14 protein-coding genes are annotated in these 13,003 nt (G+C 67.0%); 6 read left to right on the forward strand and 8 right to left on the reverse strand.

The genetic code is table 11. The features are described from left to right. Positions 1-3: 3 nt before the first annotated feature. Entirely contained in the window at positions 4-123 is a 120-nt protein-coding gene (locus L0966_RS14460) for a formaldehyde-activating enzyme (protein WP_370640761.1), read from the forward strand. Positions 124-984: 861 nt separating this feature from the next. Here the strand turns inward: L0966_RS14460 and L0966_RS14465 are convergent. Genes L0966_RS14465 through L0966_RS14475 form a run of 3 tightly spaced genes read right to left on the reverse strand, consistent with a single transcriptional unit; the run spans position 985 to position 3,148 of the window. Next, complete coding sequence (locus L0966_RS14465) at positions 985-1,968, reverse strand: beta-propeller fold lactonase family protein (protein WP_234052655.1); 984 nt, start codon at positions 1,966-1,968, stop codon at positions 985-987. Further along, the gene (locus L0966_RS14470; RefSeq protein ID WP_234052656.1) at positions 1,965-2,504 is read right to left on the reverse strand and encodes an SRPBCC family protein; all 540 of its coding nucleotides are present in this window, start codon (positions 2,502-2,504) and stop codon (positions 1,965-1,967) included. Before L0966_RS14470 ends, L0966_RS14465 begins: the two co-directional genes overlap by 4 nt. A 59-nt stretch (positions 2,505-2,563) precedes the next feature. After that, complete coding sequence (locus L0966_RS14475; protein ID WP_234052657.1) at positions 2,564-3,148, reverse strand: DUF3280 domain-containing protein; 585 nt, start codon at positions 3,146-3,148, stop codon at positions 2,564-2,566. Positions 3,149-3,297: 149 nt separating this feature from the next. Here L0966_RS14475 and L0966_RS14480 point away from each other — a divergent pair, with 149 nt between their 5' ends. From L0966_RS14480 to L0966_RS14500, 5 genes are all read left to right on the forward strand, one after another. Beyond that, entirely contained in the window at positions 3,298-4,515 is a 1,218-nt protein-coding gene (locus L0966_RS14480; RefSeq protein ID WP_370640759.1) for an ABC transporter substrate-binding protein, read from the forward strand. An 84-nt stretch (positions 4,516-4,599) separates the two neighbouring features. Further along, entirely contained in the window at positions 4,600-5,598 is a 999-nt protein-coding gene (locus L0966_RS14485; RefSeq protein ID WP_234052659.1) for a YVTN family beta-propeller repeat protein, read from the forward strand. Positions 5,599-5,620: 22 nt separating this feature from the next. Continuing rightward, entirely contained in the window at positions 5,621-6,373 is a 753-nt protein-coding gene (locus L0966_RS14490; RefSeq protein ID WP_234052660.1) for an ATP-binding cassette domain-containing protein, read from the forward strand. Then, positions 6,370-7,224 carry an ABC transporter permease gene (locus L0966_RS14495; protein ID WP_234052661.1) on the forward strand — a complete coding sequence of 285 codons (855 nt, stop codon included), beginning with the start codon at positions 6,370-6,372 and terminating at the stop codon, positions 7,222-7,224. Before L0966_RS14490 ends, L0966_RS14495 begins: the two co-directional genes overlap by 4 nt. Positions 7,225-7,273: 49 nt before the next feature. Beyond that, positions 7,274-7,912, forward strand: a complete 639-nt coding sequence (locus tag L0966_RS14500; protein WP_234052662.1) for a hypothetical protein — start codon at positions 7,274-7,276, stop codon at positions 7,910-7,912. A gap of 155 nt (positions 7,913-8,067) precedes the next feature. Here L0966_RS14500 and L0966_RS14505 read toward each other — a convergent pair whose 3' ends face one another. From L0966_RS14505 to xoxF5, 5 genes are all read right to left on the reverse strand, one after another. Beyond that, the gene (locus tag L0966_RS14505; protein ID WP_234052663.1) at positions 8,068-8,904 is read right to left on the reverse strand and encodes a quinoprotein dehydrogenase-associated SoxYZ-like carrier; all 837 of its coding nucleotides are present in this window, start codon (positions 8,902-8,904) and stop codon (positions 8,068-8,070) included. A gap of 110 nt (positions 8,905-9,014) precedes the next feature. Then, positions 9,015-9,641 (reverse strand): PQQ-dependent catabolism-associated CXXCW motif protein, encoded by a 627-nt coding sequence (locus tag L0966_RS14510; protein ID WP_234052664.1) that lies wholly within the window; start codon positions 9,639-9,641, stop codon positions 9,015-9,017. Then, entirely contained in the window at positions 9,638-10,462 is an 825-nt protein-coding gene (locus L0966_RS14515; protein ID WP_234052665.1) for a substrate-binding domain-containing protein, read from the reverse strand. Before L0966_RS14515 ends, L0966_RS14510 begins: the two co-directional genes overlap by 4 nt. Positions 10,463-10,517: 55 nt before the next feature. Continuing rightward, positions 10,518-11,063 carry a c-type cytochrome, methanol metabolism-related gene (locus tag L0966_RS14520; protein WP_255684096.1) on the reverse strand — a complete coding sequence of 182 codons (546 nt, stop codon included), beginning with the start codon at positions 11,061-11,063 and terminating at the stop codon, positions 10,518-10,520. Between the two features lie 186 nt (positions 11,064-11,249). Next, positions 11,250-12,995, reverse strand: coding sequence for a lanthanide-dependent methanol dehydrogenase XoxF5 (gene xoxF5 / locus L0966_RS14525; RefSeq protein WP_370640758.1), 1,746 nt, complete (start codon positions 12,993-12,995; stop codon positions 11,250-11,252). Positions 12,996-13,003 lie beyond the last annotated feature (8 nt).

Below are 13,003 nucleotides of genomic sequence, written 5' to 3' on the forward strand. Positions count from 1 at the left end.
AAGATCCAGTCCTACAACTACGAGGCCACCAAGCTCGCCATCGCCCGCGCCGTCAAGGGTGAGCCCTCCGCAAAGGAAGCCACCGAAAAGCGCGACGCAGTCAAGCATCCCTTCCAGGCCTAGGAAGGAGACCACCCTGGGCAGAGCGAGCCTTCGCCACTGCCGAAGGGACTGCTCCAGCGGTTGGCCGCCATCTTCCTGGGTCGTTGACCTCATCGCGAAAGCCATCGCCGCCACCCTCACGGGTCGGCGGCGATGTGCGTTCAGGCAGACCGGTGCCGCGCGGCGGGCCCAAGACCACGGGCTGGGATCGCTGGACCGTCACATCCCAAGGCTGGGCCAGGGGCGCGCTCACGCTCCCACGCCCCGAGGAAGGGAGCCACCCGGACGGCCCGGGTGGTGCAGCAGATGGACCCTCAACGCGTCGTGGGTTCCTGGCGCTCCGAGGCCTTGTCCTTTGCCTCGCCGCCGGGCCAATAACACCAATGCTTCACCGCCCTTTCCCCGCAAGCGGGAAGGGCGCCGCGCCGTCGGGAAGGCCCGGAACACCTGGAGCGTCCGGTACACCTCGCGGGGTGGTCCAGTATAAGCCGCGCCACCCACGCCGAATGGCAATGGCTCCGAACTCCTTTCCTTGTTGACGGGATTGAAGGCGTGCTCTGGCTCGTCGAGTTCACGCGTTTTATGCGCGCGAGCCGACATCCGTTAGGAGAAAGTGCTCTGGACCGCCGAGAATGCCAGCGCTTGCGCGGGCGGCGGAGGCGGAGGCAAAGCGCGTGCGAGGTTGGCGGCGGAAGGCGCGCCCTTACAGCCCATAGGGGCTTCCAGCACTCGTTTCCTGCACGATCCGGCTACAAGCTCCCCCGCTCCCCCTTGAATGGAGAAAGAGAGGGGTCAGCGGCGCCGGCCTGGGGCGCCGCTGCCGGCCCGCGCAGACTGGGGCCGCACGCACGCGCCGCCGGTCCGCGCGCCCCGGTCCCGCGCTCAGTCCACATGGCGTATGAAGGCGCCGAAGGCGCGCGGCCCATCGCCCAAGGGCAGGGTCGCGACTTCTTTCAGGCTGTCCGTGTCGATCACCGAGAGCGAGTTGTCGAACCAGTTGGCCACATAGACCCGGCCGCCATCGCCGCTGGCGGCGATCCCCTCCGGATAATCACCCACGCCGATGCGTCCCAGATCCTTCAGGCTGGCCAGGTCGAACACACTCACCGTGCCGCCATACTGGTTGGTGACGAAGGCACGGCCGCGGGCCAGCGCAACCCCATAGGGCCGCTCGCCCACCTTCACCGTGGCCACCACCTTGCGCTCGGCAAGGTCGATGATGGACACGTCGTTGGACCCCACATTGGCCGTGTAGGCGCGCCGCCCATCCGCATCGATGGTGACGCCGAACGGCCGCGTGCCGACGGGAATCACCGCCACCCGCTTGAGGCCCGTCGTCTCGATCACGGAAACCGTATCGTCATCGCGATCCGCGGTGAGCACGAATGCCCCATCCGGCGTCACCGCCACCCCGGAGGGCGAAGCGCCGGTCTCTGCCTCGCGGTGGGTTTGCGGCGCATCGGGGTCGATGACCAGGAGGCGCCTGGCATACCAGTCCGCCACGAATACCGGCGCGCCCGCCGGCGCGACGGCGATGCCCAGTGGCCCTCCGCCCACCGGCCAGCGGGCCAGCACCTTGCGGTTGGCCGCGTCGATGACGGTAACGGCCTTGTCCTCCGGGCTCGTCACATAAGCGCGCCGCCCATCACGGGTGACCGCGATGCCGGCCGGCTCGCCCGGCACCGGAATCTGCGCCATGAGCGCCTTGCGCTCGCTGCCCTTGCCTGCGCCGGCCACGGAAAGGTCCAGCACCGCCACCCGGTTGGCGGGCTGCTCCGTCACGAAGGCCTCCTCCGCCCGGGCCGCCGCGCCGACAAGCAGCGCGGCGGCGAAGACGATGGGCAGGCCGGTCGCGAGCCGCCTCACGACGGCCCCTTCTCCAGCTTGGCCTTCAGCGCGTCGAGCCCGCCGCGATAGACGGCGGTCACGGCCGCCACCGCCGCGTCGTCATTGAGTTCCGGCGGCGGGTCGTTGTTGGGATAGCCGCGATAGAAGGCGCCCTTCCACTCGACCTTGGTGTGGGTGGCGTCGATGGGTTCCACGGTGATGGTGGAAGAATAATTGGTCACCGGCAGGACTTTCACGTCCACGGCATTGATGCGGTATGAATAGCTCATCTTCTCGGGCTCGTATTTGTAGAGCACCTCGTCGATGGTACCGCCGCCCGTGAGCGTGAGCTTGCGCGTGGCGTCGATGGCGTTGCCGCCCTGACCGGTGCTGCCTGTGATGGCAGGATGCCAGCTCATGTCCTGGAAATTGCCGATGGCGGCCCACACCTTGGCCGCCGGCGCATTGATCTCCACGCTCTCGGTCACCTTCTTGCGGGTGGGACCATGGGCCTCGGCCACCAGCGGCGACAGCACCAGCGCGCCCGCGAGCGCGGCGGTCAAAACATGTCTCATCAAGCGTATCCTTCCCTAACGACTTCGATTGCAACGCTTATTCTTGCGCCACCCCATGATCAGGGGGCGAGCGGCACCTGTCCCGGCGCCAGGATGCGGTTCTTCACCAGATAACGCACGCCATGCAGCCAGGATTCGTCCGTATTGCCGCGAATATCCACCTGCCCCGCGCGCACGACGCGACCATCCTCCCCCGTCTCACGCACCTCCAGCACGAACGACAGGATGAGGCTGGAAATCTTGCGGATGACCCCGACCACCTCAAGCTTCGCCCCGGCATCGCGGGCGATATCCCGCTCGCAGCCATTGCATTTGAAGAAGGGCTGAAGATCGGCGATCCGGGCCGCCTCCGGCGTCAGATCCACGAAGGTCATGTCGCCGGATTTCGCCAAAAGGGCCTGGAGCTCCGCATTAACCAGGCGGAGCCGCTCAGCCTGCTCGGCCAGCACCTGCGGGCGCTTGTCCAGTGTGTCGTCGAAGAACTCGAATCCGAACATCGCCGTCTTCACCGCAGCCGCCGACGCGGCGGCCGGGAGCAAGAGAAACAGTGCCGTTGCGGCAAGAAGCGTCGAGCTTTTCATCATATCCACCTGAACGCGGCGCAGCGTGTCACAGTCCAGCGCCCGGCGGCAAGATGGGAACATCTTATTCTTTCCTTAGATATATCCGGTTGCGCCCGGCGAGCGATGATGCCTAGATCTGCGTCCCGAGATGGAACCGGCATGGTGATGATCTGATGTCCAGCCTGCGCGCACAGCTTCTCGCCGCCACGACGGCGGCGGCCCGCGCGGGCATGACGGTCGGGAGGCTGGCTGTCGCGGGGCTGGCACTGGCGGGAATCGCGCTGCCGGCTCAGACGGCTCAGGCCCAGCCCTCCAATCCGGCCACGGCCGCGCCGGCGGTGCTGGAGGTTCCCATCGGCCTCCTCACCCGCGAGGTGCCGCCGCCCCCGCTCTATGATCTGGCCGCCGTGCCGGAGGACGATGCGGTGGCGGGCGCGGCCCTCGCCATCAAGGACAACAATTCCACCGGCACCTTCACCGGCCAGCATTTCACCTTGAACACCACCTCCCTGGCCGAGGGCGACGACCCGGTGGCCGCCGCCAAGGCGCTGGTGCAAGGCGGCAATCGCCTCCTCATCGTGAACCTGCCGGCGGACGAGCTGCTGGCCGTGGCGGATGCGGTGAAGCCGGTGGGCGCCATCGTGTTCAATGTGGGCGCGCTGGATGACGGCCTGCGGGCCGAGCAGTGCCGGGCGGATGTGTTCCACGTGGCGCCCAGCCGCGCCATGCTGGCCGATGCTCTCACCCAGTTCCTGGCCAGCAAGCGCTGGAACCGCCTGTTCCTGGTGGTGGGCCCCAATGCCGGCGACAAGGCCTATGCGGAAGCGGTGAAGCGCTCCGCCCGCAAATTCGGCCTGAAGGTGGTGGCGGAAAAGCCCTGGACCTTTGGCCCCCTCGCCCGCGAGCGCTCCGACAGCATCACCAAATCCGACGCGCTGGTGTTCACCCGCGGCGTCGATGCGGACGTGCTGGTGGTGGCGGACGAAGCCGGTGATTTCGGCAATTACATTCCCTATCGCACCGCCGAGCCGCGGCTGGTGGTGGGCACCCAGGGGCTGACGGCCTCCACCTGGCATCAGGCGCAGGACGCCTGGGGTTCGGCCCAGCTTCAGAACCGCTTCTTGCGCGGCACCAATCGCACCATGCGGCCCACCGATTATCAGGCGTGGCTCGCCGTGCGCATGGTGGGCGAGGCCGCGACCCGCACCAAGGGCGACGATCCCGCCGCCATGGCGGCCTATCTGCGCTCACCGGATTTCAGCATCGCCGCCTTCAAGGGCGTGCCCCTTTCCGTGCGCCCGTGGGACCAGCAGGTGCGCCAGCCGCTCCTGATCGCCCAGCCCATGGGCGTGGTTTCCGTGGCGCCGGAAGACGGCTTCCTGCACCAGCGCACGCCCCTCGACACGCTCGGCTTCGACGAGCCGGAATCCAAATGCCACCTGAACTAGGCTGACGCTTTCCAGGGCCGCGCCAACGGCCCCGCAACGCTACAACGGCGCGCGCAAGACGCGCCGAAGACCGGGAGGACCCAAATGACCGCCTTTCGCCCGCTGCCCTCGCCGCGCGCCCTCTGCGCCGTGCTGACGGGCTCGCTCGCGCTGTTCGCGGCCGGGGCGGCGGAGGCCGGCATGGCCTATGTCTCCAACGAGCGCGGCAATTCCATCACCGCCATAGACACCGACACGCTCGCCGTCACCAAGACCGCCAAGGTGGGCCGCCGCCCGCGCGGCATCATCATGAGCCCGGACGGCAAAGCCATCTATCTGTGCGCCAGCGACGACCATTCGGTGCAGGTGATCGACCCGGTGAGCCTCAAGGTGCTGCGCAAACTCAAGTCCGGCCCCGACCCGGAGCTGTTCGCCCTGCACCCCTCGGGCAACCCGCTCTACATTGCCAATGAGGATGACAACCAGGTCACCGTGCTCGACGTGGAGAAGAACAAGGTCATCGCCCAGGTGCCGGTGGGCACCGAGCCGGAAGGCATGGCGGTGAGCCCCGACGGCAAGATCCTGGTGGCCACCTCCGAAACCACCAACATGGCCCATTTCATCGACACCGAAAGCTTCAAGATCGTCGCCAACGTGCTGGTGGACGCGCGCCCGCGCTTCGCCGAATTCACCCGCGACGGCAAGAAGCTGTTCGTCTCTGCGGAAGTGGGCGGCTCGGTCTCGGTGATCGATCCGGCGACCCTCCAGATCATCAAGAAGATCACCTTCAAGATCCCCGGCATCTCGAAGGAGACCATCCAGCCCGTGGGCGTGCGCGTGACTTCCGACGGCAAGACCGCCTTCGTGGCCTTGGGCCCGGCCAATCACGTCGCCGTGGTGAACGCCGAAACCTTCGAGGTGGTGGACTATCTGCTGGTGGGCCAAAGGGTGTGGCAGCTGGCTTTCTCCCCCGACGAGAAGCAGCTCTTCACCACCAACGGCAATTCCAACGACGTCTCCGTCATCGACGTGCCGAACCGCAAGGTGGTGAAGTCCATCAAGGTGGGCGGCGCCCCGTGGGGCGTCGTGGTGGCGCCGCAATAGGCCGAGCCGGAGAGATCCCCTCATGGATGAGACGAGGCCGGTTCCGGCGCTTCAGGTCGCGGGCGTGAGCCACAGCTTCGGCCGCCGCAAGGCGCTGGACGACGTGTCGCTGGAGGTGCCCCAGGGCCGTTTCGTGGCCCTGCTCGGCCCCAATGGGGCGGGTAAGACCACCCTGTTCTCCCTGGTGACGCGGCTTTATGCGTGCCGGGTCGGCGCGGTGCGCATCTTCGGCCACGATCTGTCGCACGCGCCCTCCGCTGCTCTGTCAGAACTGGGGGTCGTGTTCCAGAATCGCACCCTCGATCTTGATCTCACGGTACGCCAGAACCTCGCCTATCACGCCGCCCTGCATGGGCTGGCGGGGCGGGCGCTGACGCTGAGAATCAGCGAACTGCTCGCTTTGGTGGGGCTGGCGGAGCGCGGCAATGACAAGGTGCGCACGCTCTCCGGCGGTCAGGCCCGGCGGGTCGAGATCGCCCGCGCCCTGCTGCACCGGCCCCGCCTGCTGTTGCTGGACGAGGCCACCGTAGGCCTCGACCTTGCCTCCCGGCGGGGCATCGTGGCGCTGGTGCGCGAGCTGGTGCGGGAAACGGGGCTCGCCGTGCTGTGGGCGACCCACATCTTCGACGAAATCGAAGCCACCGATCAGGTCCATGTGCTGCACCAGGGCCGTATCATCGCCGCCGGCGAGGCCGCGGCGCTGGCGGCGGGCAGCGCTTCCCTGGAAGCGGCGTTCCGCGCTCTGACCGAGCCCGACGAGGACGCGGCGGCATGAGTGGCAGCCCTTTCGCCGCGCCGCTGCGACCTCTCGGGGCCAGGGGCTATGCCATCTGCCTTTCCGGCATCGTGTGGCGGGAACTGCTGCGCTTCGTGCAGCAGAAGGAGCGCTTCCTGTCGGCACTGGTGCGGCCGCTCTTGTGGCTGTTCATCTTCGCGGCCGGCTTCCGCAGCGCGCTCGGCATCTCCATCATCCCGCCCTACGACACCTATGTGCTGTACGAGGTCTATGTCACGCCGGGCCTGGCGGTGATGATCCAGCTGTTCAACGGCATGCAGTCGTCCCTCTCCATGGTCTACGACCGGGAGGTGGGCTCCATGCGCGTGTTGCTCACGAGCCCGTTTCCGCGCTGGTGGCTGCTGTTCTCTAAGCTCATCGCCGGGGTCGTGGTGTCGCTGGTGCAGGTCTATGTGTTCCTGGCCGTGGCGTTCCTGTGGGGCGTCGAGATTCCCCTTTATGGCTATGTGCTGGCGCTGCCGGCCTTCATCCTTTCCGGCTTCATGCTGGGCGCCATCGGGCTCGTCATCTCCTCGCTGGTGCGGCAGCTGGAGAATTTCGCCAGCGTGATGAACTTCGTCATCTTTCCCATGTTCTTCGCCTCGTCCGCCCTCTACCCCCTGTGGCGGGTCCGCGACGCCAGCGAGGCGCTCTATGTGGCCTGCCTCATCAACCCCTTCACCCACGCGGTGGAGCTGGCCCGGTTCGCGCTCTATGGGGCGTTCAACCCCGTCGCGTGCGCGGTGGTGGCGGGCACCACCCTCGTCTTCTTTGCCCTCGCGGTGATCGCCTACGATCCCGGGCGGGGTGTGATGGGCCTGCGCGGCGGGCCCAAGGGCGAGGCATCGTGAAAATCCCCATGTTCCGCATTCAGGCGCCATGCCCGGAGGCTCGCCAGCCATGAAGAGCGCATTCCCGTCCTTGCTCCATCGCCGATGCCGCGGCCCCCTCGTCGTCGCCCTGCTGCTGGCGGCGGCTGGCCCCACGTTGGCCCAGCCAAAGAGCGATCCGGACTGGCCCTGCCCGCAGCGGCGCACGCCGGACATCAGCCTCGGCGCGGTGTGGAGCGGCCCCGACCTTGCCTCCGCCGGTCCCTGGACCGACGACCAGGACGCCGCCACCCTGGCGGTGAAGCTCGCCTCGCGCCGCACGCCCCTCGACCAGGTGGCCCCCCTGCTCGACGCGTTCGTCAAGGAAACCGGGCCCGAGGCGAAAACGCGCCTGGTCCGGGTTTTCGCCGGGGTCTATGAGATCGTCAGCCTGGAGCGCGGCAAGATCGTCGGTGGCATCACCCGCTACGCCCGCGGCCAGCAGCGTCTGGCCGAACGCCTGCGCGAGGAGGGCGACGCCCTCAGCAAGGCCAAGGATTCCCCCGAGGCCGCCGACACCCGCGAGACCAAGGAGCTGGAAGAGAAGCTGAACTGGGATACCCGCATCTTCGAGGAGCGCTCGCACTCCCTGGCCTATGTCTGCGAAACGCCGGTGCTGCTGGAACAGCGCGTGTTCGAGATCGGCCGCCAGATCCAGGAGCGGCTTTAGAGCGCGCTCGGGCGCGACAGCAGGCGGTGTGCGGAATAAACGCGCATAATATCAACTACTTTCGGGCATTCCGCCGCCATCATGCAGCACTCGATATGCAAAGGGGCCCATCTGCGGACCCCTTGCCTTGAAGACCGCGCGCCGTTCCTCCCCGCTCAGCTTCCGCCGCCGGGGAACGTGCGTGTGAAGACCTTTCCTTCCGTATCTTCCGCCCGCACCGTCACCGGCTCGGCGGACGCCTTGTAGCTGAAGCGGAAGGTGGGGTCCTCGCTGATGGAAATGCCGCCCTCCATGCCCAGCAGCAGGTGACCGCCCTGGGTGACCTTCACCTCGCGGACGAACCAGGCCGGAGTATAGCCGCGCGTCGCCTCATCCATCTGCAGGCCCGAGAAATTGGGGTGGCGGATCTGCACCTGAGCCTCGTTCTTGCCCGCGTCCGCAAACGAGCGGAAGCGGATGTCGCCGAGATGGGCGATGGAGTCGGCCGTGTCCTTGGTGGCCGGGGCCGAGCAGCCACCGGCCGCCTTCACATAGGCCTTGGCCATATGCAGCTTGCCGTCATTGGTTTCCGCGATGGCCCGCACATAGGAATAGGAATTCACCCGCGTGCGCAGCGACAGGGCGAAATCCTTCTGCCCGTCGCCAAAACTGAAGCGACCGGCCACGGGCGACGGATTTTCGTCGATGACGACCGTCACCCCCTTGAAGCTGCGCGGATCACCCGGCGGCAGGGAAAGGGACACCGTGAGCGGCACTAGCGCCGCATCCTCCGCCCGGGTCGGCGCGGCCAAGGCCACCACCCCCTCGGCATCGCCCACCACCTGCTCGGGGAAAACATCGGGCGCGATGGCGCTCCACGTCGTCTCCTTCGGCTCGACCACCGCAGCGGGCCCATCGGCCTCGGCGGCCCGCGCCGCCGGCGCCGCCAGAAGCGTCAACGCGATGAGGGGCAGCCCCCACGCACGGCGCGGCCGCAACACGTTTTCCATCATGCCATCCTCCCATTGGCGCCGGAGGCTCTTTCGGCCGCTCGGCAGCATTCGAGATCTGAACGCGCACACGCCCATGATGGATCCACCGCGATCGGAGCCTCGGGGTGCAATTACCGCGCGGGGCCCGGCTGCCAGGGCTCCAGCCGCTCCAGGGGCAGGCCGGCGGCCTTCCAGCCGTCCACGCCTTCGGGAAACCAGGCGACCCGGTCAAAGCCGCCCGCAAGCGCACGCTTGGCGGCGTTCCACGACATCCAGCAATCCTTGAGGCAGAACAACACCACGAGCCGATGGCGATCGCCGCCCGTCAGCGCCGTCAGTCCATCCTCGAAATAGCGCTGGCTTGCCCCATCAAGGGCGCCGAAGCCCACATTGGGCAGCCAAGCCGAGCCGGGGATGCTGTCGTGGGGCAAATCGCGCCACAGCGTTCCCGCCGGCAGGTTGGCGGGGCGCGGCGGGCGCGGCAGCACATCCACGAACACCGCCCCCTTCGCCCGCCACAGGGCCTCCGCCTGGGCCGTGGAGAGCACCTGGGCGCCGGCGAGAGTGGCCGGGGTCGGCGCGCGATAGGGCTCGAAGCGATAATCGGACGGCTCGGCCACCGCCAGGTCAGCGTCGAGGGCCGGCTCCGCCCCGCGGGCCGCAGGGCCACCAGGACCGAGCAGCACCAGGGCCGCGAGTAGCCCCATGCCCGCAAGCCGCCGTGCCCCTCCCTTCACCCCCCCGCGCGGGCCGATCATTGGGCGGAACTCCCTCCGCCGACCTTGGCCGGCACAGCGGCGGTGATGAGCTGGTCGTCGTCGTCCAGCAGCGGCACGCCGTAGCTGAGCAGCACCGCTTCAATGTCACCGGCGCGCTTGCGCAGCACCTGGTTCAGCGTCTGCTTCCACTCGTGGTCGGTGGGCCGCACACCCATGGTAATGCGATAGGCCAGCGGCGGCCGCTCCGCCTCATGCACCAGCGGCACCACCTTGAACGGCGCGCTCGCCTGACCGGCGAAATAGCCGGCGGTCGGCCCCCACAACAGCGCGCCGTCGATGTCACCCTTCGCGAGGTCGGCCAGCATCTGCTCCGGCGGGGAATCGAACCGGCGATCCACCAGAAGCGAATAGGTCTTGGCGGAACCGAGCAGCCCCAGCTCCAGCAGGTGGTCCGCCGGCGGCGTGCCGGCCACCAGCCCGAGGCGCGCGCTCTTCACGCGGGGATCGGACAGCCGGTCCACGCCGTCGAGCGGCCCTCCGGCCTTCACCACGAGCGTATAGACGGACTCGTAATAGGGGTTCGTATGCAACACGGGGTCAGCCCCGGCGGCATAGCCGATCACCACATCACACAGCCGTTTGCCGAGACTGTTGCGCACGAAGCCGGGCCCCTGCGGCATGTAGTAATAGCGCACGGGAACCTTGAGCTCGTCCGCCACGATCTCGGCGATACGGTTTTCGAAGCCCTCCCCCTTGCGGTTGGTGAAGGGCATGTTGGCGGGGTCGGCGCACACTCGCAATGCGTCCGCCGACACCGAGCTGGGAATGGTCTGGCCGTTGGCCCCCGTCGAGCTCAGCAACAGGATGGCCGCAAGCCCCGCCGTGCCCAGGGAGGCGATGAGATGGGCGAACCCCTCACTCGCCGAGGCAGGCCTTCTCGGCTTCAGCGGTCGCCGGAGACTTGTTCTCGCGCTTGGCGGGGCGGGCGCGTCCAAGGGCGCCGTCGGAGCGGGCACGCAGATAGACATAGATGTCGTCGAGGTAGCACATGACGTTCTTGTTGAGTCCAAAGGACGGCATGACCTTCTCATTGCCACCTCCCACGTTTTGCCGGCCGCCCACCACCACTTCCTGGAAGTGATCGAAATCGAGGGTCTTCAGCGAGTCGATGAGGGCCGGCGCATAGGTGGACCCCATGCCGTCCGGGCCATGGCAAACGTGGCATTCGGCGTGGTACCGGCGGTAGCCGGAATAGGTGAACCAATCCACGGTTCCATCCGGCTGAATCTTGTAGGTCGGGGCGCCGTTCTTGTCGAAATACTTGCCGTCCTCATCCTTCACGGGGGTGGGATCACCCTGCTTGCTGAAAGTCTGGGTTTCGGCAAAGGACGGCGAGGGCGCGACAGCGGCGCTGAGCGGCAGCAGGGCCGCGGCAATGGCAAGTGCGCCGGCGCGCTTCATAAGGGCAGAGGAAAACACACGCTCTCTCCAGGCACGAAGACGGGGACGAGGTGCAGGCTCCCGATCGCGGCGCTGGGCCACGTCTAGGGGCTCAAGGAGCCTGCGCCTTCAGACGATCTCGAGAGACGCCGGCACGGGAGGGAGCCGTGCCGGCGTCGAGCCAAGGCTCGGGGATTGCCTGCCGGATCAATCCGGCAGCGCGAACACCGTGAGCTGGCCGCCAAGTGCGGTATAGTTGCTGAGGGCGGAATAGCCGCCCACCGCGCCCAGACCCGCATTGGGATCGGTCAGGCCGGCCGCCAGGCCGATGCCCGCCCAGCCGCCGACGCCCGAGAGCACCGCCACGTACTGCTTGCCCTTGTGGGTGTAGGTCATCACGTTGCCGATGATGCCCGAGGGGGTCTTGAACCGGTACAGTTCCTTACCGGTCTTGGCGTCCACCGCCTTCAGGTAGCCTTCAAGCGTGCCGTAGAAGACGATGCCGCCATCGGTGGACAGAGCGCCGGACCACACCGAGAACTGCTCGGGGTTGGACCACACGATCTTGCCCTTACGGGCGTCCCACGCGATGAAGTTGCCCATGCCGCCATGGCTGTTCGGAGCCGGGAACATGGAGAGCGTGGCGCCGACATAAGGCTGGCCGGGCGTGTAGCTCACATGGAAGGGCTCATAGTCCATGCACACATGGTTGGTGGGCACATAGAACAGGCCGGTCTGGGGCGAGAAGGAGGCGGGCTGCTGGTCCTTGGTGCCGAGTGCCGCCGGGCACACGCCGGTGGTGTTCACGTCCTCGCCATTGGCCTGGGTCGAATATTTCTCGACCACCAGCGGACGACCATAGGTCGGGCTGTTCTTGTCCAGATCCACCTTGGTGGCCCAGTTCACCGCCGGATCATACTTCTCGGCCAGCAACACTTCGCCGGTCTTGCGATCGAGCGTGTAGGCGAAACCATTGCGGTCGAAGTGAACGAGGAGCGGGCGCTTCTTGCCGTCGATCTCCTGGTCGACGAGGATCATCTCGTTGATGCCGTCATAGTCCCACTGGTCGTGGGGCGTCATCTGGTAGACCCACTTGGCCATGCCGCTGTCGGCATCGCGGGCGAAAATGGTCATGGACCACTTGTTGTCGCCGGGGCGCTGCGCCGGGTTCCAGGTGGAAGGATTGCCGGAGCCGTAATAGACGGTCTTGGTGTCCGGATCGTAAGAATACCAGCCCCAGGTGCAACCGCCGCCGATCTTCCACTGGTCGCCCTGCCAGGTCTTCAGGGACGAATCCTTGCCCACCGGCTTGCCGAGGGACGTGGTCTTCTCGGGGTCGAACAGAATTTCATTGTCCGGGCCCATCGAATAGGCGCGCCAGACCTGCTTGCCGCTGTTCATGTCATAGGCGGTCATGTGGCAGCGCACGCCGAACTCGCCGCCCGAAATGCCCACCAGCAGCTTGTCGCCCACCGGCATCACGGTGGCGGTGTTGGTCTCGCCCTTCTTCGGGTCGCCGTTCACGGCCGACCACAGCACCTTGCCGGTCTTGGCGTCGAGCGCCACCACCTTGGTGTCGGCCTGGTGAAGGAAGATCTTGCCGTCGGCATAAGCCAGGCCGCGATTGACCGTGTCGCAGCACATCACCGGAATGACGTTCGGATCCTGCTTGGGCTCATACTTCCAGATGATCCGCCCTTCATTATTGAGATCAAGGGCATAGACGATATTCGGGAAGGGCGTGTGCACGTACATCGTGTCACCCACCACCAGCGGCGAGCCCTCGTGGCCGCGCAGCACGCCGGTGGAGAAGGTCCACGCCGCCTGCAGCTTGCCGACGTTGTCGGCATTGATCTGCTTCAGCTTGGAATGGCGGGTGTTGGCATAATCACCCGTCTGCAGCACCCACTGGTTCGGGTCCTGCGTCAGCTTCAGGACGCCTTCATTGGCCATGGCCCGCG

It is taken from the genome of Xanthobacter sp. NM-59 (assembly GCF_021401125.1).
Classification (GTDB): Bacteria; Pseudomonadota; Alphaproteobacteria; order Rhizobiales; family Xanthobacteraceae; genus Xanthobacter.